The following is a 24,844-nucleotide window of genomic DNA, read 5'->3' as shown; positions in this document are numbered from 1 at the left end:
GAGGGGTGGACCAGCCCGTCGACCTCGCCACCACCCTGCGCCCCCGGCTGCCCTCGCCCCTCCAGGAGATCGAGGACGAGCCCTTCGCGCGGCGTGGGGTGCGGCTGCTGCTCAAGCGGGACGATCTGATCCACCCGGATCTGCCGGGCAACAAGTGGCGCAAGCTGGCGCCGAATCTGCGGGACGCGGCCGCCGCGGGCGAGCGGACGCTGCTGACGTTCGGTGGTGCGTACTCCAACCATCTGCGGGCCACCGCGGCGGCCGGCCGGCTGCTCGGCTTCACCACCATCGGCGTGGTCCGCGGTGACGAGCTGGCCGGGGCACCGCTCAATGCCTCGCTGGCCCGCTGCGCCGCCGACGGGATGCGGCTGCACTTCCTCGACCGGGCCCGCTACCGCCGCAAGGACGACCCGGACGTGCTCGCCGCCCTGCACGACCGTTTCGGTGCCTTCCGCGTCCTCCCGGAGGGCGGCAGCAACCCCCTTGCCGCACAGGGGTGTGCGGAGCTGGGCCGGGAGCTGCGCGGGGCCGCGGACACCGTCGCGGTGGCCTGCGGAACCGGCGGCACCGTGGCCGGTCTCGCCGCCGGGCTGGACCCGGACCAGCGGGCTCTCGGCTTCCCCGTACTCAAGGGCGGCCACCCGCACTTCCTCCATGGGACGGTCGGCGCCCTGCAACGCGCGGCGTTCGGCACGGTGTACGGCAACTGGCGGCTGGAGGACCGTTTCCACTGCGGCGGATACGCCCGCCGCACCCCGGAGCTGGAGGCCTTCGCGGACGCCTTCGAGCGGCGGCACGGGCTGGCACTGGAGCGGATCTACGTCGCCAAGCTGCTGTTCGGGCTGACCACGCTGGCCGAGGAGGGCGCCTTCCCGCCCGGCAGCACGGTGGCCGCCGTCATCACCGGCACCCCGTGAGACAACGGCGCTCCCGCCCCCGGGACCCCTCACGTCACAGCGCGCGCTCCCGGTACGCCGCCGCCTCCTCCAGGTCCAGCCGGCGCAGCAGGGTGCGCATCATCTCGTCGTCGATCCGCCGGGCGTCGCGCAGCCTGACGAAGACCCGCCGCTCGGCGTCGATCATCTCCCTGGCCAAGCGCCGGTAGGTCTCGTCGGCGGACTCGCCGGTCACCTCGTTGACCGTGCCCAGCCGCTCCCACACGGAGTTGCGGCGCCGCTCCAGGACGCTGCGCAGACGGTCGGAGAGCGGCCCGGGCAGGGCGTTGCGCTCGTCCCGCAGCAGTTCGTCCAGGCGCTCCTCGGCGGCCCGTGAGGCCTCGTTCTGCGCCTGGGCCTCGGCCAGCGTCTCGGCCCGCGCGTCCCGGCCGGGCAGCTTCAGGGCGCGGATCAGCACCGGCAGCGTCAGGCCCTGGACGACGAGGGTGGCGATGACGGTGGTGAAGGTCAGGAACAGCACCAGGTTGCGGGCCGGGAAGGGGCCGCCGCCGGGCACCGTGGCGGGGATCGAGAACGCGATGGCCAGCGACACCACCCCGCGCATCCCGGCCCAGCCGACGATGACCGGTGCGGTCCAGTTCGTATCGGGCTCGCGGGTACGGATCCGCGCCGACAGCAGACGCGGCAGATACGTCGCGGGAAAGACCCATACGAAACGGGCCAGAACGACGACGAAGAACACCACGGCCGCGTACCACAGGGCCTCGGTCTCGCTGAACTGTCCCAGGCCGCGCACCACGACCGGCAGCTGAAGCCCGATCAGCGCGAAGACCGCGGACTCCAGGACGAACGAGATCATCTTCCAGACGGCCTCCTCCTGGAGCCGGGTCTCGAAGTCGACCTGCCAGGAGCGGTGCCCCAGGTAGAGGCCGACCACGACGACGGCGAGCACCCCCGAGGCCTTGAACTGCTCCGCCGCCGCGTAGGCCACGAAGGGGATGAGCAGGGAGAGGGTGTTCTCCAGGAGGGCGGACTCCCTCAGCCGCACCCGCAGCCAGTGCAGCGGCACCATCAGAACGAGACCGATGCCGATACCGCCCACCGAGGCGATGGCGAACTCCTTGAGACCGCCGCCCCAGGTGGCACCGACGCCGACGGCGGCGGCCACCGCCACCTTGTAGGCGGTGATCGCGGTGGCGTCGTTGACCAGCGATTCGCCCTGGAGAATCGTGGTGATCCGGTGCGGCAGCCCGAGCCGGCGGGCGATCGCGGTGGCCGCGACGGCGTCCGGCGGGGCGATGACGGCGCCCAGGACGAGCGCGGCGGGCAGCGGCAGGTCCGGGATGACGAGGTAGGCCGCACAGCCGACCACCACCGTCGCGAACAGGACGTACCCCACCGACAGCAGCGCCACCGGACGCAGATTGGCCCGCAGGTCCAGATACGAGCTGTCCAGGGCCGCGGTGTGCAGCAGAGGGGGCAGCACCAGCGGCAGCACGATGTGCGGATCGAGGGTGTAGTCCGGGATCCCGGGGACGGTGGACGCCGCGAGTCCGGCGGCGACCAGCAGCAGCGGCGCCGGTACGGGGGTCCTGCGGGCCAGCCCCGCGACCGCCGCGCTCCCCGCGACCAGCAAAAACAGCGGCATCACAGCCATCGGCCCGTCCCGTCCCCGTAAACTCCGCCGACCGTCCCGGCGATCTAACCTGGCCATCATGAGGGAGCGCAGCGAGCGAATCATGGAAAGGTGCGCGCCTCGCGAATGCGGGGCCGAGGGAAGCGAGGATCCGGCATGAGTGAGTGCACGCACGTTGCTGAACTGCCGCGCGCCGAACCGGCCCCGCTGAGCGCGACCTGTCCGGAGTGCCTGGCGGTCGGCAGTCATCCCGTACAGCTGCGGTTGTGCCTGGTCTGCGGCCATGTCGGCTGCTGCGACTCCTCGCCCTACCGGCATGCGACGGAGCACTTCGCGGAGACCGGCCACCCCGTGATGCGGACGTTCGAGCCGGGTGACTCCTGGCGCTGGTGCTTCGTCGACCAGCAATTGGTGTGAGGGGTATGAAACCTTCGGCAGTGTCGGTTTAGCCTTCAAGAATGATCCGCGAAGCGACGCCCGACGATGTCCCCGCCATCCTCGCCATGATCGGCGAGCTGGCCGCCTACGAACGCGCCCCCGAGGCCGCCCAGGCCACCGAGCCGCAGCTGAAGGAGGCCCTCTTCGGCCCGCAGCCGGCCGCCTTCGCACTGATCGCCGAGGCGGACGGCGCCCCGGTGGGCTATGCCCTGTGGTTCCGTAACTTCTCCACCTGGACGGGCACGCACGGTGTCTATCTGGAGGATCTTTACGTACGCCCCGCGGCGCGCGGCGGCGGCCACGGCAAGGCGCTCCTCGCGGCGCTCGCGGAGATCTGCGTACGCCGCGGATACGAGCGTTTCGAGTGGTCAGTCCTGGATTGGAATGAACCGTCCATCGGTTTTTACCAGTCGATCGGCGCGCAGCCCATGGACGAATGGACCGTCTTCCGGCTCACTGGAGAGGCACTGCACAACCTTGCGGCCGCCTCGCCCGTCAACGGAGCGTAATCGTCCTCGATTTGGCAGTGCACACCCCTAGCCACTGTCCGTACCCGTCGCTTTACAATCAGTGACAGCGGAGGTGCCCGGCGGCCTCGGGGTGGAATGCGCCCGCGGAGCGGTCGTGCTCCTTCCGGGCGACACCGGCCCGCAGATCGCGATAGCGTCACAGCCGAACCATGAGCAGCGCCGGATCGTTCTCCTTTCATCCGAGGGGAGAAAGGACCGGAGCGAAATATTCCGAACCACGCGAATATCGCGCATTCCAGCTCAACCAGCTTGTGCCACCTTGGAGGTGAGGGTGTCCCAGATCGCAGGCGAGCCCGGGACTCAGGACTTCGTGGAAGTCCGTCTGCCCGCTGCGGGTGCCTACCTGTCCGTGCTGCGTACGGCCACGGCCGGGCTCGCAGCCCGCTTGGACTTCACCCTCGACGAGATCGAGGATCTGCGCATCGCGGTCGACGAGGCCTGCGCGATCCTGCTGCAACAGGCCGTCCCCGGCAGTGTGCTCAGCTGCGTCTTCCGTCTCATCGACGACGCACTGCAGGTGACCGTGTCCGCCCCGACGACCGACGGCCGCGCGCCGGAGCGCGACACCTTCGCCTGGACGGTGCTCTCCGCACTGGCCGGCAAGGTCGATTCCACCGTCGCCGAGGACCGTACGGTCACCATCAGTCTGTACAAGGAGCGCGGCGCCGGTCCCGGACCGTCATGACCGAACAGGGGGCCCCGTGAAAGATCTCGAACGCGGCGGGCGGATGGCGTCCAGTGCGACCATCCCCGAGCAGCAGGCCCGGCCGCATCCGATGGGCGTAGACGACCACGGCGGCCAGTTGGACGCGGCGGAGCAGGCAGAGCGGGCGGACCACATGGACCAGAGCGAGCAGCAGGGGCAGCAGGCGCAGCAGCACGGTGCGCCGGCTCCCGAGAACAAGCTGCCAGAACCACAGGACTCCCAGGAGCCGCAGGACCGCAGCGGCGCCCGGGCGATGTTCCACGAGCTGCGCAAGCTGCCCGAGGGCTCCGCGGAGCGCGCGGAGCTGCGCAACACCCTCGTCCGCATGCACCTCCCGCTCGTCGAGCATCTGGCCCGGCGCTTCCGCAACCGCGGTGAGCCGCTGGACGATCTGACCCAGGTCGCCACCATCGGTCTGATCAAGTCGGTGGACCGCTTCGACCCGGAGCGCGGGGTGGAGTTCTCCACGTACGCCACCCCCACCGTCGTCGGCGAGATCAAACGGCACTTCCGCGACAAGGGCTGGGCGGTCCGCGTCCCGCGCCGCCTCCAGGAGCTGCGGCTGTCGCTGACGACGGCGACCGCCGAGCTCTCCCAACGGCACGGCCGGGCGCCGACGGTCCATGAGCTGGCCGAGCATCTGGCGATCTCCGAGGAAGAGGTCCTGGAGGGCCTGGAGTCCGCCAACGCGTACAGCACGCTCTCCCTGGACGTCCCGGACACCGACGACGAGTCCCCGGCGGTCGCCGACACCCTCGGCGCCGAGGACGAGGCGCTGGAGGGCGTGGAGTACCGCGAATCCCTCAAGCCGCTGCTGGAGGACCTGCCGCCGCGCGAGAAGAAGATCCTCCTGCTGCGCTTCTTCGGCAATATGACCCAGTCCCAGATCGCCCAGGAGGTCGGCATCTCCCAGATGCACGTCTCCCGGCTGCTGGCACGCACACTCGCCCAGCTACGCGACAAGCTCCTCGTCGAGGAGTGACGGGCGGGGCTACGGGCCCACACCGGAACAACGGGCCGACACCGGAATACGGGCCGGCACGGGAATAACGGGCCCGGCCCGCACCGTGCCGAGAAGCGAGGGGCTGGATACCAGCCCGGCCCGCACCCGTCCCGTTCCATCCCGTCCTGTCCCGGCCCGCGTAGTGGCGCACGGGAATACCCGCCCACCCCCGCCCTGTTGTGGCCCCGTAGGGGGCGCCCGCACCCCCTACGGGATGTGTTCGCCCCTCCCCTACGGGGCCTACCGGCTCTAGCGGGTCTACGGGGGCCTACCGGGCCTCGCCTACGGCGTCTCGCGCGGGCCGATGCCCAGCGCCTCGGTGGCCGTCGGGTTGACCAGCAGGACGAGCACCGCGAGCGCGGCCACGGCCAGCGCGATCCCGGCCGCGATCAGCGGCCCGCCCCCGTTGACCAGCGTCCAGGCCACCGGCAGCGCCACGATCTGGGTGATCAGGGACGGGCCCCGGCTCCAGCGGCGGCGCAGCCACAGCCCGCGCGCCGCCACCAGCGGCAGCACCGCGAGCGCCAGCACGGTCAGCCCGCCCATCTCCGCCTGCTGCGGACTGTCCGGTGAACCGGCCAGCCCCATGATCAGCATGTACGTACCGAGTGCGGCCAGGGCGAGCCCTTCGACCGCGGTGAGCGCGGCGGCGGCGCTCAGCCGTGCGGGCCGGGGGCCGGCCGGCTCGGGCGCTGCGGGGGCGCCGGCGGCGCGCTTCGCGGACTGCTTCTGCTGACTGCTCACCCCAGCAGGGTAGCGCCGGCGCCCCGGAGGCCCGGGGATGCCCCGGAACCGGACGGGGCGTGAGGCCGGTACCAGCAGGTAGGTACGCTGCTGCACATGCGCGCACTTCTCGTGGTCAATCCCGCCGCCACCACCACCAGTGCCCGCACCCGTGAAGTACTCGCCCACGCCCTCGCCAGCGACCTCAAGCTGGAGGTCGCCGAGACGCGGTACCGCGGGCACGCCCGCGATCTGGCCCGGCAGGCCACCGAGGGCGGCGAGACCGAGCTGGTCGTGGCGCTCGGCGGCGACGGCACGGTCAACGAGGTCGTCAACGGCCTGCTGGCCAACGGCCCCGATCCGGACTCGCATCCACGGCTGGCCGTCGTCCCCGGCGGCTCCACCAATGTCTTCGCCCGCGCGCTGGGACTGCCCAACGACGTCGTGGAGGCGACCGGCGCTCTGCTGGACGCGCTGCGCGACGGCAGTGAGCGCACGATCGGCCTGGGTCTGGCCGCGGGCACTCCGGGCACCGACGACGAGGGCGTGCCCGAGCGCTGGTTCACCTTCTGCGCCGGCTTCGGCTTCGACGCCGGCGTCGTCGGCCGGGTGGAGCAGCAGCGCGAACGCGGCAAGCGTTCGACCCATGCCCTGTATATGCGACAGGTCGTACGGCAGTTCCTGGTGGAGGCGAACCGCCGGGGAGGGACGATCACCCTCGAACGTCCGGGCGGCGCGGAGGGCGTCACGGAGATCGTCGAGAACCTGGCGATGGCCATAATCTGCAACACCGCCCCATGGACCTACCTGGGCAACCGGCCGATCTACCCCTCCCCGGACGCCTCGTTCGACGCCGCGCTGGACCTGTTCGCACTGGACAAGCTCTCGCCGCCCGCCGCTGCCCGGTATGCCACCCAGTTGCTGACGTCAACGCCCGAGCGCGGCCCCCACGGCAAGCACGCACTGTCACTTCACGACCTCACGGACTTCACCTTGCATTCGCAGGTTCCACTGCCCTTCCAGATGGACGGCGACCACCTAGGAGTGCGTACGAGTGTGACGTTCACAGGCGTTCGCCGTGCACTGCGTGTGATTGTGTGAGCAGTAGGGCCTAAAGTCCTTTCACTCGAACGTTTAGGCTGGTTCCCACCCCCTGGAATGACGGCTGTGACCGAGGCGACACCAAGGAATCAAAAAAAAGTTTCCGGAAGGGGTTGTATCCGCAGCCGAGGTTTGCGAGTCTCTTCATGGCGATCGGGACGGCCGCTTTACCGGCCCCCTTGAGAGCCCGAATCCTCCTCCTCATTCCACAGGACCGCACCAGTGCGCAACTGGAGTTCGGCCCTTCCCTTGTGGAGGGATTCGTGAAAGCGTTCACATTCACAAGCAACGATCCCGTCACACGAGGAGATGGAGCAGCCATGGACTGGCGTCACCGCGCCGTTTGCCGCGAGGAAGACCCCGAGCTCTTCTTCCCTATCGGCAACACCGGTCCTGCGCTGCTGCAGATCGAGGAAGCCAAGGCCGTCTGCCGCCGCTGCCCCGTCATGGAGCAGTGCCTGCAGTGGGCGCTCGAGTCCGGCCAGGACTCCGGCGTCTGGGGTGGTCTGAGCGAGGACGAGCGCCGCGCGATGAAGCGCCGTGCAGCTCGCAACCGGGCGCGCAACGCCAGCGCCTGAGCCAGCCGCCCCGTGGCCCCCGAGCCGCAGCGCGCAGTACCCCCGATGCACCATCGGCGCTGAAAAGCCCGGTCGTTACCGCATCGCAATAGCTTTGAGCCCCGGACCACACGGTCCGGGGCTTGTTGCTGTGCCGGGCCGGATCCGCGCTTCGCTCCGCCCTGGTATCGATGCCGTCTCGGTGCCGCCTCGGTACGGTCTCAGTGCTGCTTCTCGGGGCGCACGGGCACATCGAGGACGACCTGGGTGCCGCGCCCGGGTGCCCGCACCATGTCGAACTTTCCGCCCAACTCCCCCTCCACCAGGGTCCGTACGATCTGGAGCCCCAGGTTTCCGGCGCGGTGCGGATCGAATCCCTCGGGCAGCCCGCGGCCGTTGTCCTGGACGGTGACCAGCAGCCGTGGCTCCTTGCGGCTGCCCCCGCGCACCGCGCCGACCTCGACGACGCCCTGCTCGGTCTGCTCGAAGGCGTGCTCCAGGGCGTTCTGGAGCACCTCGGTGAGCACCATCGACAGCGGGGTGGCGACCTCGGCGTCCAGGATCCCGAAGCGGCCGGTGCGGCGGGTGGTCACCCGGCCCGGGGAGATCTCGGCGACCATGGCCAGTACCCGGTCGGCGATGTCGTCGAACTCGACCCGCTCGTCGAGGTTCTGGGACAGCGTCTCGTGCACGATCGCGATCGAACCGACCCTGCGGACGGCTTCGTTGAGCGCCTCGCGGCCCTGTTCGGAATCCATCCGGCGGGACTGCAACCGCAGCAGCGCGGCAACGGTCTGCAGGTTGTTCTTCACCCGGTGGTGGATCTCCCGGATCGTGGCGTCCTTGGTGATCAGCTCCCGCTCGCGGCGCCGCAGCTCGGTCACGTCCCGCAGCAGCACCAGCGAACCGATGTGCGTGCCCTTCGGTTTGAGCGGGATGGCGCGCAGTTGGATGACCCCGTCGTTGCCCTCGACCTCGAATTCCCTGGGGGCCCAGCCGCTGGCGAGCTTGACCAGGGCCTCGTCCACCGGGCCGCGGGCGGGCGCCAGTTCGGCGGTGGCCTGCCCCAGGTGGTGGCCCACCAGGTCGGCGGCGAGACCGAGCCGGTGGTAGGCGGAGAGCGCATTGGGGCTGGCGTACTGCACGACGCCGTCCGCGTCGAGCCGGATCAGTCCGTCGCCGGCGCGCGGTGAGGCATCCATGTCGACCTGCTGACCGGGGAACGGAAACGTTCCGGCAGCGATCATCTGGGCGAGGTCGGAGGCGCTCTGGAGGTAGGTGAGCTCCAGCCGGCTGGGGGTGCGTACGGTCAGCAGATTGGTGTTGCGGGCGATCACCCCGAGCACCCTCCCCTCGCGGCGTACCGGGATGGACTCGACGCGGACCGGAACTTCCTCTCGCCACTCCGGGTCACCCTCGCGTACGATGCGGCCCTCATCCAAGGCGGAATCCAGCATCGGCCGGCGGCCTCGCGGAACGAGGTGGCCGACCATGTCGTCCTGGTAGGAGGTGGGGCCGGTGTTCGGCCTCATCTGGGCGACGGAGACATAGCGGGTGCCGTCGAGGGTGGGGACCCACAGCACAAGATCGGCGAAGGACAGGTCGGAGAGCAGCTGCCACTCCGAGACCAGCAAGTGGAGCCACTCGAGGTCGGAGTCGCTCAGAGCGGTGTGCTGGCGTACGAGATCGTTCATGGAGGGCACGCTTTGGAGCCTACCGGCGTACGGTGTAAGTGTTGTGCTTGCACGGGCATGGACAAGTAAGAATGGTCTAGTCCACAATTCAGCAAAGGCCTCCGTTCTCCCCGCACAGGAGAGCGGATAGAGGCCGGCGGCGCTCTCTGCCCTGACTGCGCCAAGCGGCCTCCGATCGACCGGTCCTAGGACGGGGTGGCGTTCCCACCGCACACGGGGACGAGACTCCGCCCGCACGGCGGGGCCGGCCGATATGAGCTCCGGGCTGCGGTGCCGGACAGGTTGAGGGTCCTGTCCCGGCGCCGCGGCCCGCGGGTGTTTCAGGGGGCGTGCCACTCGCCGTCAGGCCGTGCCGCTCGCCGTCCGCGGCCAGACCCGCATCGCCAGCTCGGCGACCGCCTCCAGCGCCGTCCGCTCCGCGCCGTCCCGCGCCTGCTGGGACATGCCCTGGACGACGGCGCCCACATAGTCGGCCAGCGCGCCCGCGTCCGTCTCGGCGGGGAGTTCGCCGGAGGCGATGTCCGCCCGGATGGCGCTCGCGATCTCCCGGATGTTCGACCGCCTCATCTCCCGCAGGGACGCGGCGACTTCGGCGGAGGCCGGTGAGGTGTTCAGGGCGGCGCTGATGACGAGGCAGCCGCGGGGGCGGCCGGGCAGGGTGTATTCGGCCGCGGCCTCGCGCAGCGCCCGTTCGACGCCGCGGCGGGCGGTGGGTTCCTCGGCCATGGCACGGGAGATGAAGCCGCCGTAGAGGCGCCGGTACTCGGTCACGACCTCGCCGAACAGTGCCCGCTTGTCGCCGAAGGCGGCGTAGAGGCTGGGCGCGCTGATGCCCATGGCGTGGGTGAGGTCGGAGATCGATGTGGCCTCGTAGCCCTGCTCCCAGAAGGAACGGACCGCTTGTTCCAGGGCGGTCTCCCGGTCGAAGGACCGGGGCCGGCCTCGCTGCTTCGTTTCCTTGGTCGCCATGGGAGGAATTTTATAGCGGTCGGTACGGAACGCGTGCTACGGTTTTTCTGTAGCGAGCGATACAGAAAGAGGTCGGTGCACGGACAGCCGTGCGTCCGGACACGGATCGGGGAGGGGCATCGCGATGGGTGCGCTGAGCGGGAAGACGGCGCTGGTGACCGGCGGCGGCAGGGGAATCGGCCGGGCGGTCTCGGAGCGGCTGGGGAGGGACGGCGCGCGGGTCGGTGTGCATTACGGCCACGACGAGACCGCGGCCAAGGAGACGGTCGCGGCGATCGAGGCGGCAGGGGGCCGGGCGTTCACGGTCCGGGCCGAACTCGGCGTGCCGGGCGACGCCGAGGCGCTGTGGGCAGCCTTCGACGAACAGGCCGACGGGCTGGACATCCTGGTCAACAACGCCGGGATCAACAAGGCGGCCGACGGGACACTCAAGAGCATCGGCGAACTGGCGCCCCACGATTTCGACCGGCTCTTCGCGGTCAACACCAAGGCGCCGTTCTTCATCGTCCAGCAGGGGCTGAGCCGGCTGCGGGACGGGGGGCGGATCATCAACACCTCGACGGGGCTGACGCATGGCGCGGCCAAACCCGAGCTGATCGCGTATGCGATGACCAAGGGCGCGCTCGATGTGTTCACCTCGACGCTCGCCAAGGACCTGGGCCGGCGCGGGATCACGGTCAATGCGGTGGCACCCGGCGCGGTGGACACGGACATGAATGCCGGGTGGCTGCGGGGAGAGGCCAATACCGAAGCGCGGCGCAGGCTCAGGGAGATATCACCGCTGGGCCGGCTCGCGGACGCCACCGACATCGGCGACATCGTGGCGTTCCTGGCCTCGGACGACAGCCGCTGGGTGACCGGCCAGTGGATCGATGCGACGGGAGGCGCCCTGTTGTGACGGCGCAGCGTCCGCCCGCACGCCCCGGTGGCCCCTTGGTCACCGGGCGGACGGGAAATCGTGCTCCACCGTTCGGGAGCGGCACCGGGAAGGGGAACCCGCGCTCTGCTAGATTGGTCTATACCACATGACCTCATGGGACCACTCTCCAGAACGGCAGGCCAAAGCGTGGAAGTTGTCATCGTTCCGGACGCCGCGGCAGGCGGCGAGCTGATTGCGGAGGCCATCGCCACCCTGGTGCGCCGCAAGCCCGACGCGCTGCTCGGTGTGGCCACCGGCTCGACCCCGCTGCCCATTTACCAGGCGCTGGCGGCGAAGGTCCGGGCCGGGGCGGTCGATGTCTCGCGAACCCGAATCTGCCAGCTCGACGAGTATGTCGGCCTGCCGGCGGGGCACCCCGAGTCCTACCGCTCGGTGGTGCTGCGCGAGGTGGTCGAACCGCTGGGTCTCGGCGAGGACTCCTTCATGGGCCCCGACGGGACGGCCGACGACGTCCAGGCTGCCTGCGAGGCGTACGACCGTGCGCTGGGCGAGGCCGGCGGGGTGGACCTCCAGCTGCTCGGCATCGGCACCGACGGGCACATCGGCTTCAACGAGCCCTGCTCGTCGCTCGCTTCCCGTACCCGCATCAAGACGCTGACCCGGCAGACCCGGGAGGACAACGCCCGGTTCTTCGACAGCCTCGACGAGGTGCCGCACCACGTCATCACCCAGGGCATCGGCACCATCTTGGAGGCCCGCCATCTGGTGCTGCTCGCCACGGGCGAGGGAAAGGCCGATGCGGTGGCGCATGCCGTCGAAGGTCCGGTCGCCGCACTGGTCCCGGCCTCGGCGCTCCAGCTCCACCCGCACGCCACGGTCGTCGTCGACGAGGCCGCAGCCGCCAAGCTGAAGCTCGCCGACTACTTCCGCGCCACCTACGCCGCCAAGCCGGATTGGCAGGGCCTCTAGCCGCCCCTCCCCTCCCCGTGCGGGGCGGGTGCCGAAGGTGCAGCCGGTTGGTCCTGGGGATGCCTGTGCGGGCGGGGGGCGAAGGTGCGGCCGGCGTGGTCCCGTCGGGAGGCTCCGGCCGAGCCGTGGCCGGGGCCGGTCAGGGCGGTGCATGCCCGGGCCGGTGGTTGCCCGGGCCGGTGGCTGGCGGGGCAGGCGGGCGGCGGGGCGGTTGCTCAGGCCGGCGGCTGCTCAGTCGGTGGTTGCCCTGGCAGTGGCTGTCGAGGCAGGGGGTTGCTCAGTCGGTGGCTGCTCTGTCGGCGGCCGCCCGAGTCGGGGACTGGCGGGCCAGCGGCTGCACAGGCCGGTGGCCTGGCCAGGCGGGAGCTGCACAGGCAGGAACTGCCCGGGCGGCGGCTGCCGAGCCGGGGATGTCCAGGCCAGCGGCTGCCCGACCCGGTGGCTGGCGGGCCAGCGGCTGCTCAGTCGGGGGCTGCCCGGGCCGGCGGCCGCCCGAGTCGGCGACTGGCGGGGCCGGCGGCTGCACAGGCCGGCGGCCTGGCCGGGCGGGAACTGCCCGGGCGGGAACTCCGGGCGGCGGCTGCCGAGCTGGCGGCTGCACAGGCCGGCAGCCGCCCGAGCCGGAGGCTGCCCAGGCCGGTGGCTGCCCGGGCCGGTGGCTGCCCAGGCCGTGGAATGCCCTGGCCGGGGAATGCTCGGCCGGGGGCTGTCGGCCCGTTGGTTCAGGCGTCGTTGGTCGGGGTTCGGCCTGTCAGGGCCTCGGCTGCGGCCTGGCCGCAGACGCGGGCGGCGCCGTGGGTGGCCAGGTGCAGGGCGCCCTGGGGCGGGGACTGGGGGACGCCCATTTCGACGACCGCGGTTCCGGGGCGGGCGGCCAGGAGGGCTGTCAGTGCTTCGGCCATCCAGGGGTGGCGGTGCAGGTCCCGTACGACGGCGACGATGCGGCGGCCTGCGGCGGCGGTGAGCAGAGTGTCGATCAGCGCCGCGGTTCCGGCCGTGGCGGCGGATTCGGCGGTGTAGGTGCCGGTTTCGGTGCCGGGGAGGAGCCGGGCCAGTTCGGCGGCGACGCCCCAAGGGGTCTCGTCCCCCACGGCGATATTGGCGAGCGGGGTGAAGGCAGCGACGTAGGAGGGGGTGGTCAGCGGCTCGTAGGGGCGGCCGGCGGCGGTGGTGAGCCGCAGGGCGCGTCGGGCGGCGGTGAGGCCGATCCCGGGGGCGGGTGCGGGCGCGGCCGCCTGTCCCTCCCCCGCGTGCTGACCGGTGGACTCCCCCGCACGGGTGCCCCCGGGGTGGCGTGCCAGGGCGTGTACCCGCGCCGCGGCATCGGCGAGCCGCTCCTCGGGCAACTCGCCCTCGCGTACCGCCCTCACCAGGGCGTCGCGCAGCCGCAGCACGGTGTCCTCGTCGGCCAGTCCGCCGCCCACGCAGATCGCATCGGCGCCGGCCGCGATGGCCAGCACGCTGCCGCGCTCGATGCCGTACGTGGCGGCGATGGCCTGCATCTCCATCCCGTCGGTGACGATCAGGCCGTCGAAGCCGAGGCCGCCCTCGGCGGCGGGGGCGCGCAGCAGTCCGTGCAGCGCGGCCGGGCTGAGCGTGGCGGGGTGGTCGCCGTCCAGCGCGGGCAGCAGGATGTGCGCGCTCATCACGGCCCGCGTGCCGGCCGCGATGGCGGCGCGGAACGGCACCAGTTCGCGTTCCTGGAGGGTGGCCAGGCCGGCGTTGATCCGCGGCAGGTCGTGGTGGGAGTCGACGGCGGTGTCACCGTGTCCGGGGAAGTGCTTGGTGCAGGCGGCCACGCCGGCGGACTGGAGGCCCTCGACGTAGGCGGCGGTGTGCCGGGCGACCAGCTGCGGGTCGGCGCCGAAGGAGCGGACGCCGATGACCGGGTTGGCGGGGTTGGAGTTGACGTCGGCGGACGGCGCCCAGTTGAGGTTGATACCGCAGTCGGCCAGCCGGCGGCCGAGTTCGCGGGCGACCGCGCGGGTCAGCGCGGTGTCGTCGACGGCGCCCAGTGCGTGGTTGCCGGGGAAGGAGGAGCCGCCGCGCACTTCCAGGCGGGTGACGTCGCCGCCCTCCTCGTCGATGGCGACGAGCAGGTCCTCCCGCTCACGGCGCAGCCGGGCGGTGAGCGCGGCGAGTTGGGCGGGGTCGGCGATGTTGCGGCCGAAGAGGCCGACCGCGGTCAGGCCCTCGCCGAGCCGGCGCAGCAGCCAGTCGGGGGCCGTGGTGCCGGTGAAGCCGGGCTGGAGGACGGCGAGCGCGTCGCGGGTGAGGGTGTCGGGGGAACGTACCGGGCGTGCAGAGCCTACGGAAGGAGTCATGGGCTGCGTTATCCCTTCACTGCGCCGGAGGTGAGACCGCCGACCGCCTTGCGTTGCAGGAACAGGAAGAGGATCAGGATCGGTACGGCGAAGATCGAGGCGGCGGCCATGGTGGCACCCCAGTCGTCGCCGAACTGGCTCTGGAACTGCGAGAGCCACAGCGGCAGCGTGCCCATGGCCGGCTCCTTGTTGAGGACCAGCACCAGCGGGAACTCGTTCCAGGCCGTGATGAAGCCGAAGAGGGAGGTGGCCATCAGGCCGGGCGCCAGGAGCGGGAAGACGACCTTGAGGAAGGCCTGGGGGCGGGAGCAGCCGTCGACCATCGCGGACTCCTCCAGCTCCTTGGGCACGGCGGCGACATAGCCGCGCAGCGTCAGCAGGGTGAAGGGCAGCACCATCAGCATGTAGAAGAGGGTGAGCGGCACCAGGCTGTTGAGCAGGTCGGCGTCCCGGACGATCAGATAGACCGAGATCACCATGACCTCCCAGGGTGCCATCTGGGCGACCATGAAGGTCAGCAGGACGCCCCGGCGGCCCTTGAAGCGCATCCGGGTCAGGGCGAAGGCCCCGCAGAGCGCGATGACCAGCGACAGTCCGACCGCGAGCACGGTCACGATCACCGAGTTCCGAGCCAGCGTCCAGAAGTTCGGGGCGTTCACCGCCGTCGCGAAGTGCTCGAAGGTGCCGTGGAGGGGGAACCACACGGGGTCCTCGCTGAGGATGTCCCGGGTCGGCTTGAAGGCGGTGCTGAACATCCAGTAGACGGGGAAGGCAAAGCCGGCGGCGAGCACGATCGCAGTGGCGTTGGGCCAGATGCGGCCAACCGTCGAAAAGGCAGCGCGCTTCACAGCTCGTTCTCCTCCTGCTGTTCCTGCTTGAGCGTCAGACGCAGGTAGTACGCGGTCATGGTCAGCAACACCACGATCGTCAGCACCGAGATCGCGGCGCCCATCCCGAAGTGGAGGTTGCCGACGCCCTCGGTGAAGGCGTAGATGGGCAGGGTCTCGGTGAGCCGGTCCGGGCCGCCCGCGTTGATCGCGAAGATCTGCGGGAACGCCTTGAAGACCCAGATGATCTCCAGGAACGTCGTGGCGAGGAAGAACGGCTTCAGGAAAGGGAAGGTGACGGAGGTGAAGACCTTCCAGGTGCCGGCGCCGTCCATCCGGGCCGCCTCGTAGAGCTCCCTGGGGATGGTCGTGGTGGCCGCGTAGAGGTTGAGTGCCACGAACGGCAGCGACTGCCAGACGATCAGTACGGTGATCACGAAGAAGGTCGACAGCTGGGTGCCGACCCAGTCGTAGTGGGCCATCGAGTGCCGGCCGAGGGCGTCCAGCACCCAGTTGACGACGCCGTAGCGGGAGTCGAAGAGCCACTGGAAGACGGTGGTGGCGGCGATCACCGGCATCGCCCAGGCGAGCACCAGCGCCAGGGAGAGCGTGAGCCGCATCTTCTTGCCCAGCCGGGCCAGCAGCAGCCCGATCAGCACCCCGAGGACCATGATCAGGGTGACGTTGACCGCGGTGAAGACGATGGTCCGCGGGGTGACCCGCCAGAACTGCGCACTGCCCAGGATCTCCTGGTAGTTGCCGGTGCCGCGCCAGTCGGTGAGGTGCTGGATCAGCTCCTTCATATTGAGGTTCTGGAAGGAGAGCAGCAGATTGCGGACCATGGGCCAGCCCAGGAGGACCGCGGTCGCGAGGAGGGCCGGCAGCAGCAGGAGATACGGGGCGCGGCGGGCGGGGGAAAGAGGGGCGCGGCGGGTGGGAGGGAGAGCGGCGCGGCGGGCGGTGGGAGGCGGGCTGCCTCTGTCGTCGCGGGGCGGCGGGGGGCTTTCCTTGCCGTTCCCCGGTGCGGCCTCGCCGGCCGCGTCGTCGAGCTGCACTGCCATGGGCCCCTGCTCCCCCTCGTCCCCGTCGTGTGCTGTTACGCGTACGGGGCCGGGGTCGGCCGGCCCCGTACGCAGCCTGGGTGCCTACTGCTTGGCGAGCCGCGCGTTGATCTCGGACTCGATGTCCTTGGCGGCGTCGGCCGGGGCCTTGCCGTTCAGCACGGCCGTCATATAGCTCTTGATGGGGTTCGGTACGTTCTCCACCGCGGCCCATTGCGGAATCAGCGGTGTGGTGCCGCCGGAGCGCTGTGCCGCGGGCGCGGCGGCAGCGGCGGCCGGATTCTCCTTGGCGGCGCCGGCCAGGTCCGGGGACTTCGGGGTCCAGCCGGATTCCTTGACCATCTGCGCGTCGTTCTCCTTCGACAGGGCGATCTTCAGGAATTCCTTGGCGAGTTCCTGGTTCTTGCCCATTCCGGCGACGGCGAAGTTGGAGCCGCCGAGGAAGACGCCTTCGGGCCGGCCGGCGGTCTCACCGGGGATGGTGAAGAATCCGATGTCCTTCTTGATGTCCGGGTTGACCTTGATGGCTTCGGCCGCCTCGTATCCCATGGCGATGAGGGCGCCGGTCTTTCCCTTGGCGAAGATCTCGGCCTGTTGCGGGGTGGCCTCGTCCTTGTTCTTCGGTGCGGTGCTGAAGGCCTGGTACTGCCGGTAGATGTCCATGGCCTTGGAGACCTTGGGGTCACCGAGGTTGGAGACCCATGTGCCGCCCTGCCTCTTCACCAGGTCGGCGCCGGTGCCGAGGGTCAGGCCGTCGAAGAAGTACCAGTTCTGGCCGGGGAGGTAGAGGGGCTCGGCGCCGGTCTTCTTCTTGATGGTGTCGAAGGCCTTGAAGAGCTCATTGCGGGTCTTGGGGGTGCCCTTGAGGCCGGCTTCGGCCCAGATCTTCTTGTTGTACATCACCACGCGGTTTCCGGCGTACCACGGCAGTGCGTACTGCTTGCCGTCGACCAGCGCGGCCTTGTTGAAGGCGTCGTTCCAGTCGGCGCCGATCTCCTTCTTGAGATCCCCGAGATCGGCCAGGGCGCCGGCCTTGGCGTAGGCGGCGGTCTGGGTGTTGCCGATTTCGACGACGTCCGGCGGGGTGTCCTCGGAGAGGGCGGTGCTCAGTTTCTGCTGAATGCCGTTCCACTGCTGGACCTTGAACTCGACGGTCGCGCCGGTCTTCTTCTTGAACTGCGCGGAGACCTGTTTGGTCCACTGCTCCGGATTCGACCCGCTCATCACCCAGACGGTCAGCTTCTGGCCCTTGAAGCCGTCCGCCCCCGCCGTGTTGCCGCCGCCGGCTCCACAGGCAGCGACACTCACCAGCATTCCCGCGACCGCCGTCGCCGCTATGAGCCCACGCTTCATTGCGCTCTCCCCTAAAGGCCGGGTGTGGTCTTTAATGGTTTAGACCAGTGCCCCGCAGCTTGGCCTAGACCTTTTGGAGTGTCAAGGGTGTATAAGAGTCGCTGTCAGGTCCGTTACCGGACCGACATATGGCGCGCCGGGACCTGCGAGGGAGCACGGCGAACCCGCCCGTGCCACGATGTGAGCCGCTACGTACGGAGGAGCCGGTGACGGCAGCACGACAGGAGTCGGAGAGGCGGGTCATGGAGACCGACGGGGGCAGTGCCGAGATCAGCGGCGGCGCGCGGACCGCGCGGGTGCCCAAGTACTACCGCCTCAAGCGGCACTTGCTGGAGATCACCGAGACCCTGCCGCCCGGCACCCCGGTACCGCCCGAGCGCACCCTCGCCACGGAGTTCGACACCTCGCGCACCACGGTGCGTCAGGCCCTCCAGGAGCTGGTCGTCGAGGGCCGGCTGGAGCGCATCCAGGGCAAGGGCACCTTCGTGGCCAAGCCCAAGGTCTCCCAGGCGCTGCAACTGACCTCGTACACCGAGGACATGCGGGCCCAGGGCCTGGAGCCGACCTCCCAGCTGCTGGACATCGGCTATGTCACCGCCGACGACCGGCTGGCCGGGCTGCTGGACATCGCCCCCGGCGGCAGGGCGCTGCGCATCGAACGGCTGCGGCTGGCCAGCGGTGAACCGATGGCCATCGAGACCACCCATCTGTCCGCCAAGCGCTTCCCCTCACTGCGCCGCAACCTCGTCAAGTACACCTCGCTCTACACCGCGCTGGCCGAGGTCTACGACGTCCGGCTCGCGGAGGCCGAGGAGACCATCGAGACCTCGCTGGCCACCCCGCGCGAGGCCGGGCTGCTGGGCACCGACGTCGGCCTGCCGATGCTGATGCTCTCCCGGCACTCGCTCGACGCCCAGGGCCGGCCGGTGGAGTGGGTGCGCTCGGTCTACCGCGGCGACCGCTACAAGTTCGTCGCCCGGCTCCAGCGCCCCGCGGACTGACCGGCTCGTTTCCCGTTCCCCGTTCCCCGGTCTCCGGCCCCTGCGGCGTGGCGCCGTGCAGGAATTCTTCATACCGATATGCGGACAGCTAGTGACGCGCGCCACGGCCCTGCCATAGATTTCCAGCCGATCACCGGAGATCGCCACGGACGGAGCCAGCGATGCCAGAGCCAGCCGAATCCCTGACCAGCAGACCCCCCGTCGTCACGCCGGCACGTGTGGTGGCCGGACTGTGCCTGCTCGCTCCGTTCGTGGCGATGCTGTGGGTGAACTCGTACGCGCGGATCGAGCCCAAGCTCACCGGCATCCCGTTCTTCTACTGGTACCAGATGCTCTGGGTGCTGATCTCGACGGCGCTGACGACCGTCGCGTACAAGCTCGTCCGGCATGAGCAGCGCGTGCGCAAGGGCGGTGCGGACCAGTGACACCGACCACCACCGCACCGGACGCCCTGGCCGTCCTTGCCGCTTCCCAGACCAAGGGCGTCAACGGCGTGGCCCTCGCCGTCTTCGTCTTCTTCTTCCTGGCCGTGACGGTCATGGGCTTCCTCGCCGCCCGCTGGCGCAAGGCCGAGGAGTCCGCCAACCTCGACGAATGGGGCCTGGGCGGACGCAGCTTCGGCACCTGGATCACCTGGTTCCTGCTGGGCGGTGACCTCTACACCGCGTACACCTTCGTGGCCGTCCCGGCGGCGATCTACACGGCGGGCGCCGCCGGCTTCTTCGCCGTCCCGTACACGATCCTCGTCTACCCGCTGATCTTCACCTTCCTCCCGCGCCTGTGGTCGGTCTCGCACAAGCACGGCTACGTCACCACCTCGGACTTCGTCCGCGGCCGCTTCGGCTCCAAGGGACTGTCGCTGGCCGTGGCGCTGACCGGCATCCTCGCCACGATGCCGTACATCGCGCTCCAACTGGTCGGCATCCAGGCGGTCCTGGACGTGATGGGCATCGGCGGCGGCGAACACACCAACTGGTTCGTCAAGGACCTGCCGCTGCTGATCGCCTTCGCGGTGCTGGCTGCCTACACGTACTCCTCCGGCCTGCGTGCCCCCGCGCTCATCGCGTTCGTCAAGGACGGCCTGATCTACCTGGTCATCGCCGTGGCGATCATCTACATCCCGATCAAGCTGGGCGGATTCGGGCACATCTTCGACGCGGCGGGCGAGGCGCTCGCCCAGCCCGGGCCCGTGCCCGGCAAACCGCGGGGCGAGCTCACCAGCGGCCCCAACGCCCAGTGGGCGTACGCCACGCTGGCCCTCGGCTCGGCGCTGGCCCTGTTCATGTACCCGCACTCCATCACGGCCACGCTGTCCTCCCGCAGCCGCAACGTCATCCGCCGCAACACCACGATCCTGCCGCTGTACTCCCTGATGCTGGGTCTGCTGGCGCTGCTCGGCTTCATGGCGATCACGGCCGGTACGGATATCCAGGGCAATCCGCAGCTGGCCATCCCGCAGCTGTTCGAGGACATGTTCCCCAGCTGGTTCTCGGGTGTGGCGTTCGCCGCGATCGGCATCGGCGCGCTGGTGCCCGCGGCCATCATGTCGATCGCCGCGGCCAACCTGTTCACCCGCAACGTCTACAAGGACTTCCTCAAGCCGGCCGCCACGCCCGAGCAGGAGCACAAGGTCGCCAAGCTCGTCTCCCTGCTGGTCAAGGTCGGCGCCCTGGTCTTCGTCCTCACCATGGACAAGACCGTCGCCATCAACTTCCAGCTGCTGGGCGGCATCTGGATCCTCCAGACCATGCCGTCGCTGGTCGGCGGCCTGTTCACCCGCTGGTTCCACCGCTGGGCGCTGCTGACCGGCTGGGCGGCCGGCATGCTCTACGGCACCCTCGCCGCCTACGGCGTCGCCAGCCCGACGCAGGCCCACTTCGGCGGCTCCAGCAAGGAGATCCCCGGCATCGGTGAGATCGGCTACATCGGCCTGACGGCCTTCGTCCTGAACGTCGTGGTCACGGTGGTCCTCACCCTCGCCCTGAAGGCCATGAAGGCCCCCGACGGCCCCGACGAGACCAGCCCCTCCGACTACACCGCGGACGCCGGCGACAAGGGCGTCACCGTCGAACTGCCCCCGGCCACGGCAGGGTCGCCGGCCGGTCACTGAGCCACCGGCCGCTCTTCACCAACGGGCCGTCGCGTCCCTTCGGGGGTGCGGCGGCCCGTTGGCGTGCCGGCGGGGCCAGTTCGCCCGGTCCTTCGACCGCTCGGTTTCGCGCATGCGGCCCACGGGGCCGGGAGGCGCGGGACGAGGCCACTGACAGACACCGCGTGATCACTCTCGACACACTAGATGTGGGGGTGCGCCTGAGGGGCCACCACCACATGTATGCTCGTCCTCGCTGTCGCCGCAGGGGAATCCGGTGCGAATCCGGAACTGTCCCGCAACGGTGTGGGAGCGCGCCGGTGGCCTGATGACGGCCTCTCGCGCGCCCGTGTAGTCCGAGGACCTGCCGACGGTACGTCCGCACCGCCATGGGTGTGGACGTCGATACGTCCGGGCCCCGAGGGATGGGCCGGTGGACGCCGCGCGGTGTGCCCGCGCACCCCTGATCGTCATGGGGTGCCGCATGCCCGCGTGCGCCCGTCGCCCCCCTCCTGGCCCCCGCCGAGTGAGGGAGAGCATCACGTGACCATCGCGCCAACGGAGCCCGCGTCAGACGCCGAGGTCGTGCCGCCTGCCGTGGTCACGCCTGGAACCCCCGCCGGGCCGGGCGAGGACGGACAGGACGGTCCGGGTGTTGCGCTGCTGCGCACCCTGACCGAGCTGACCGAGGACCTGACCGCGACCGACCCCGGCAAGGTGGCCGCCGCCGCCCTGCGCGGCCGGCACGCGGGCTCCGACGAGGCCGAACTGCGGTCGCTGGCCATCGAGGCCGCGGCCGGTCTGATCGGCGACGAGCCGCAGTACTCCAAGCTCGCCGCGCGGCTGCTCACCCTCTCGATCTCGGAGGAGGCGGCCGCACAGGGGGCGGTCGCCTTCTCCGCCTCCATCGAGGTCGGCCACCGCGAGGGGCTGATCGCCGATGAGACCGCGGAGTTCGTACGGACGCACGCCGGGCGGCTGGACGCGCTGGTCGACCAGGCGCTCACGGACGGGGCCGACGACCGGTTCGGGTACTTCGGACTGCGTACGCTGCACTCGCGCTACCTGCTGCGCCACCCCACCACCCGTCAGGTCATCGAGACCCCCCAGCACTTCCTGCTGCGGGTGGCCTGCGGCCTGGCCGAGGACCACACCGAGCGGGCCGTGGCCGATGTCGCCGAGCTCTACCGTCTGACCAGCTCGCTGTCGTACCTGCCCTCCTCCCCCACCCTCTTCAACTCCGGTACCCGCCACCCCCAGATGTCGTCCTGCTACCTGCTGGACTCTCCGCTGGACGAGCTGGACTCGATCTACGACCGGTACCACCAGGTCGCCCGGCTCTCCAAGCACGCCGGCGGCATCGGCCTCTCGTACTCCCGCATCCGCGCCCGCGGTTCGCTGATCCGCGGCACCAACGGGCACTCCAACGGCATCGTGCCCTTCCTGCGCACGCTGGACGCCTCGGTCGCGGCCGTGAACCAGGGCGGCCGGCGCAAGGGCGCCGCCTGTGTGTACCTGGAGACCTGGCACGCGGACATCGAGGAGTTCCTGGAGCTGCGCGACAACACCGGTGAGGAGGCCCGCCGTACCCACAACCTGAACATCGCGCACTGGATCCCCGACGAGTTCATGCGCCGGGTCGAGGCGGACACCGACTGGTCGCTGTTCTCGCCCTCGGACGTCCCGGAGCTGGTGGACCTGTGGGGCGAGGAGTTCGACGCCGCGTACCGCAAGGCCGAGGCCGAGGGCCGGGCGCTCAAGCAGATCCCGGCCCGGGTGCTGTACTCGCGCATGATGCGCACCCTGGCGCAGACCGGCAACGGCTGGATGACCTTCAAGGACGCCGCCAACCGCACCGCCAACCAGACCGCCGAGCGCGGCAAGGTCGTGCACTCCTCCAACCTGTGCACCGAGATCCTGGAGGTGACCGACGACGGGGAGACCGCGGTCTGCAACCTCGGCTCGGTCAACCTCGCCGCCCACCTGGGGGCGGACGGTGAGATGGACTGGGAGCAGCTGGACGCCACGGTCCGTACGGCCGTCACCTTCCTCGACCGCGTCGTGGACATCAACTTCTACCCGACCGAGCAGGCCGGCGCCTCCAACTCCCGCTGGCGCCCGGTCGGTCTGGGCCTGATGGGCCTTCAGGACGTCTTCTTCCGGCTGCGGCTGCCCTTCGACTCGCCCGAGGCGCAGGAGCTGTCCACCCGGATCTCCGAGCGGATCATGCTCGCCGCCTACGAGGCGTCCGCCGACCTCGCCGAGCGGCACGGCCCGCACCCGGCCTGGTCCGCGACCCGCACCGCCCGTGGAGTGCTGCACCCGGACCACTACCCCAACGCCGAGCCCCGCTGGGCGGACCGCTGGGCGGCGCTGCGCAGCCGTATCGCCATGACCGGAATGCGTAACTCGCTGCTGCTGGCGATCGCGCCGACCGCGACCATCGCCTCGATCGCCGGCGTGTACGAGTGCATCGAGCCGCAGGTCTCCAACCTCTTCAAGCGCGAGACGCTGTCCGGCGAGTTCCTCCAGGTCAACGCCTATCTGATCGAGGAGCTCAAGGCCCTGGGACTGTGGGACGCCCGGACCCGTGACGCGCTGCGCGAGGCGAACGGCTCGGTGCAGGACGTCAGTTGGATCCCCGAGGAGATCCGGGCGCTGTACCGCACCGCCTGGGAGATCCCGCAGCGCGCCCTGATCGACATGGCCGCGGCCCGTACGCCGTACCTGGACCAGAGCCAGTCGCTGAACCTCTTCATGGCGTCGCCGACCATCGGCAAGCTCAGCTCGATGTACGCCTACGCCTGGAAGCGCGGCATCAAGACGACGTACTACCTGCGTTCCCGTCCGGCGACCCGGATCGCCCAGTCGGCCCGCGGCACCTCCGCCGCGTCCGTCCCCGTGCCGCAGCAGGTCACCGACCCCGAGGCGGTCGCCTGCTCCCTGGAAAACCCCGAGTCCTGCGAGGCCTGCCAGTAATGTCCCACCCGTCGCCCGACCACCGCCCCTCAACGACGGCGCTGCGCGCCGGCAGCCCCACCGAGACGAATGCCGCAGCGGCGCACACCGCCACCACCGGCGCGAAGAACCTCCTCGACCCGGGCTTCGAGCTGACGCTGCGTCCGATGCGGTACCCGGAGTTCTACGACCGGTACCGCGACGCGATCAAGAACACCTGGACCGTGGAGGAGGTCGACCTCCACTCCGACGTCGCCGACCTCGCCAAGCTCTCGCCGGGCGAGCAGCACATGATCGGCCGGCTGGTCGCGTTCTTCGCGACCGGTGACTCGATCGTCGCCAACAACCTGGTGCTGACGCTCTACAAGCACATCAACTCCCCCGAGGCGCGGCTGTACCTGAGCCGTCAGCTCTTCGAGGAGGCGGTGCACGTCCAGTTCTATCTGACGCTGCTGGACACCTATCTGCCCGACCCGGAGGACCGCGCCGCCGCCTTCGCGGCCGTGGAGAACATCCCCTCCATCCGTGAGAAGGCCGAGTTCTGCTTCAAGTGGATGGACTCGGTCGAGAGCATCGACCGGCTGGAGTCCAAGGCCGACCGGCGCCGCTTCCTGCTCAACCTGATCTGCTTCGCGGCGTGCATCGAGGGCCTGTTCTTCTACGGCGCCTTCGCCTACGTCTACTGGTTCCGCTCGCGCGGTCTGCTGCACGGGCTCGCCACCGGCACCAACTGGGTCTTCCGGGACGAGTCCATGCACATGGAGTTCGCCTTCTCCGTGGTGGACACCGTCCGCGAGGAGGAGCCCGACCTCTTCGACGACAAGCTGGAGCAGCAGGTCACCGAGATGCTCAGGGAGGCCGTCGAGGCGGAGCTCCAGTTCGGCCGCGACCTGTGCGGTGACGGCCTGCCGGGGATGAACACCGAGTCGATGCGCGAGTACCTCCAGTGCGTCGCCGACCAGCGGCTTCAGCGGCTCGGCTTCGCGCCTGTGTACGGCTCGGAGAACCCGTTCTCCTTCATGGAGCTCCAGAACGTCCAGGAGCTGACCAACTTCTTCGAGCGCCGGGCCTCCGCCTATCAGGTCGCCGTCGAGGGTTCGGTCTCCTTCGACGACGACTTCTAGAGACG

Annotated in this window: 22 protein-coding genes and 1 riboswitch; of the genes, 14 read left to right on the top strand and 8 right to left on the bottom strand. The window is 70.2% G+C overall.

What is annotated here, in order from left to right:
- Nucleotides 1–5: 5 nt before the first annotated feature.
- On the top strand, nt 6–917 hold the full coding sequence (locus ACZ55A_RS18915) for a 1-aminocyclopropane-1-carboxylate deaminase/D-cysteine desulfhydrase (RefSeq protein WP_468841168.1): 912 nt from the start codon (nt 6–8) through the stop codon (nt 915–917).
- Between the two features lie 34 nt (nt 918–951).
- On the opposite strand, the gene ACZ55A_RS18910 is transcribed toward ACZ55A_RS18915, so the two are convergent.
- Entirely contained in the window at nt 952–2,553 is a 1,602-nt protein-coding gene (locus tag ACZ55A_RS18910; protein ID WP_468841166.1) for a Na+/H+ antiporter, read from the bottom strand.
- A 135-nt stretch (nt 2,554–2,688) separates the two neighbouring features.
- On the opposite strand from ACZ55A_RS18910, the gene ACZ55A_RS18905 reads away from it, so the two are divergent.
- From ACZ55A_RS18905 to ACZ55A_RS18890, 4 genes are all read left to right on the top strand, one after another.
- Nucleotides 2,689–2,949, top strand: a complete 261-nt coding sequence (locus ACZ55A_RS18905; RefSeq protein WP_468841164.1) for a UBP-type zinc finger domain-containing protein — start codon at nt 2,689–2,691, stop codon at nt 2,947–2,949.
- A 41-nt stretch (nt 2,950–2,990) separates the two neighbouring features.
- The gene (locus ACZ55A_RS18900; RefSeq protein WP_468841162.1) at nt 2,991–3,479 is read left to right on the top strand and encodes a GNAT family N-acetyltransferase; all 489 of its coding nucleotides are present in this window, start codon (nt 2,991–2,993) and stop codon (nt 3,477–3,479) included.
- 292 nt (nt 3,480–3,771) lie between these two features.
- Entirely contained in the window at nt 3,772–4,185 is a 414-nt protein-coding gene (locus ACZ55A_RS18895; RefSeq protein ID WP_003985353.1) for an ATP-binding protein, read from the top strand.
- 43 nt (nt 4,186–4,228) lie between these two features.
- Nucleotides 4,229–5,188 carry an RNA polymerase sigma factor SigF gene (locus ACZ55A_RS18890; RefSeq protein WP_468841569.1) on the top strand — a complete coding sequence of 320 codons (960 nt, stop codon included), beginning with the start codon at nt 4,229–4,231 and terminating at the stop codon, nt 5,186–5,188.
- Nucleotides 5,189–5,491: 303 nt separating this feature from the next.
- Here the strand turns inward: ACZ55A_RS18890 and ACZ55A_RS18885 are convergent, their stop codons facing one another.
- Complete coding sequence (locus ACZ55A_RS18885; protein ID WP_468841159.1) at nt 5,492–5,953, bottom strand: hypothetical protein; 462 nt, start codon at nt 5,951–5,953, stop codon at nt 5,492–5,494.
- 96 nt (nt 5,954–6,049) lie between these two features.
- Between ACZ55A_RS18885 and ACZ55A_RS18880 the strand changes: the two genes are divergently transcribed.
- Both ACZ55A_RS18880 and ACZ55A_RS18875 read left to right on the top strand, forming a co-directional pair.
- Nucleotides 6,050–7,033: a diacylglycerol/lipid kinase family protein gene (locus ACZ55A_RS18880; protein WP_468841157.1), complete on the top strand. Its 984-nt coding sequence runs from the start codon at nt 6,050–6,052 to the stop codon at nt 7,031–7,033.
- Nucleotides 7,034–7,353: 320 nt separating this feature from the next.
- The gene (locus ACZ55A_RS18875; protein ID WP_003983230.1) at nt 7,354–7,611 is read left to right on the top strand and encodes a WhiB family transcriptional regulator; all 258 of its coding nucleotides are present in this window, start codon (nt 7,354–7,356) and stop codon (nt 7,609–7,611) included.
- Between the two features lie 200 nt (nt 7,612–7,811).
- Here ACZ55A_RS18875 and ACZ55A_RS18870 read toward each other — a convergent pair whose 3' ends face one another.
- Entirely contained in the window at nt 7,812–9,284 is a 1,473-nt protein-coding gene (locus ACZ55A_RS18870; protein WP_468841567.1) for a sensor histidine kinase, read from the bottom strand.
- Between the two features lie 342 nt (nt 9,285–9,626).
- The gene (locus ACZ55A_RS18865; RefSeq protein ID WP_468841155.1) at nt 9,627–10,253 is read right to left on the bottom strand and encodes a TetR/AcrR family transcriptional regulator; all 627 of its coding nucleotides are present in this window, start codon (nt 10,251–10,253) and stop codon (nt 9,627–9,629) included.
- A gap of 124 nt (nt 10,254–10,377) precedes the next feature.
- Between ACZ55A_RS18865 and ACZ55A_RS18860 the strand changes: the two genes are divergently transcribed.
- Nucleotides 10,378–11,151, top strand: a complete 774-nt coding sequence (locus ACZ55A_RS18860; protein WP_468841153.1) for an SDR family oxidoreductase — start codon at nt 10,378–10,380, stop codon at nt 11,149–11,151.
- Nucleotides 11,152–11,319: 168 nt separating this feature from the next.
- Complete coding sequence (gene nagB / locus ACZ55A_RS18855) at nt 11,320–12,102, top strand: glucosamine-6-phosphate deaminase (RefSeq protein WP_468841151.1); 783 nt, start codon at nt 11,320–11,322, stop codon at nt 12,100–12,102.
- 722 nt (nt 12,103–12,824) lie between these two features.
- Here the strand turns inward: nagB and ACZ55A_RS18850 are convergent.
- The 4 genes from ACZ55A_RS18850 to ACZ55A_RS18835 form a co-directional block, all read right to left on the bottom strand.
- Nucleotides 12,825–14,426, bottom strand: coding sequence for a glycoside hydrolase family 3 protein (locus ACZ55A_RS18850; protein ID WP_468841149.1), 1,602 nt, complete (start codon nt 14,424–14,426; stop codon nt 12,825–12,827).
- Between the two features lie 8 nt (nt 14,427–14,434).
- Nucleotides 14,435–15,274 (bottom strand): carbohydrate ABC transporter permease, encoded by an 840-nt coding sequence (locus ACZ55A_RS18845; RefSeq protein ID WP_468841147.1) that lies wholly within the window; start codon nt 15,272–15,274, stop codon nt 14,435–14,437.
- Nucleotides 15,271–16,314 (bottom strand): carbohydrate ABC transporter permease, encoded by a 1,044-nt coding sequence (locus tag ACZ55A_RS18840; RefSeq protein ID WP_468841145.1) that lies wholly within the window; start codon nt 16,312–16,314, stop codon nt 15,271–15,273. Before ACZ55A_RS18840 ends, ACZ55A_RS18845 begins: the two co-directional genes overlap by 4 nt.
- Nucleotides 16,315–16,398: 84 nt before the next feature.
- Nucleotides 16,399–17,667 carry an extracellular solute-binding protein gene (locus tag ACZ55A_RS18835; protein WP_468841143.1) on the bottom strand — a complete coding sequence of 423 codons (1,269 nt, stop codon included), beginning with the start codon at nt 17,665–17,667 and terminating at the stop codon, nt 16,399–16,401.
- 242 nt (nt 17,668–17,909) lie between these two features.
- Between ACZ55A_RS18835 and ACZ55A_RS18830 the strand changes: the two genes are divergently transcribed.
- The 5 genes from ACZ55A_RS18830 (at nt 17,910) to ACZ55A_RS18810 (ending at nt 24,839) form a co-directional block, all read left to right on the top strand.
- Nucleotides 17,910–18,668: a GntR family transcriptional regulator gene (locus tag ACZ55A_RS18830; RefSeq protein WP_468841565.1), complete on the top strand. Its 759-nt coding sequence runs from the start codon at nt 17,910–17,912 to the stop codon at nt 18,666–18,668.
- 161 nt (nt 18,669–18,829) lie between these two features.
- Complete coding sequence (locus ACZ55A_RS18825) at nt 18,830–19,093, top strand: DUF3311 domain-containing protein (protein ID WP_468841141.1); 264 nt, start codon at nt 18,830–18,832, stop codon at nt 19,091–19,093.
- A 26-nt stretch (nt 19,094–19,119) separates the two neighbouring features.
- On the top strand, nt 19,120–20,778 hold the full coding sequence (mctP, locus tag ACZ55A_RS18820; protein ID WP_468841563.1) for a monocarboxylate uptake permease MctP: 1,659 nt from the start codon (nt 19,120–19,122) through the stop codon (nt 20,776–20,778).
- A 218-nt stretch (nt 20,779–20,996) separates the two neighbouring features.
- Nucleotides 20,997–21,143: riboswitch (cobalamin riboswitch) on the top strand.
- Nucleotides 21,144–21,300: 157 nt separating this feature from the next.
- Entirely contained in the window at nt 21,301–23,736 is a 2,436-nt protein-coding gene (locus ACZ55A_RS18815; protein ID WP_468841139.1) for a ribonucleoside-diphosphate reductase subunit alpha, read from the top strand.
- Nucleotides 23,736–24,839, top strand: coding sequence for a ribonucleotide-diphosphate reductase subunit beta (locus ACZ55A_RS18810; RefSeq protein WP_468841137.1), 1,104 nt, complete (start codon nt 23,736–23,738; stop codon nt 24,837–24,839). Before ACZ55A_RS18815 ends, ACZ55A_RS18810 begins: the two co-directional genes overlap by 1 nt.
- Nucleotides 24,840–24,844: the final 5 nt, after the last annotated feature.

This window comes from Streptomyces sp. NPDC034111, from assembly GCF_055575375.1.
This window is presented reverse-complemented; position numbering and strand designations above follow the sequence as displayed.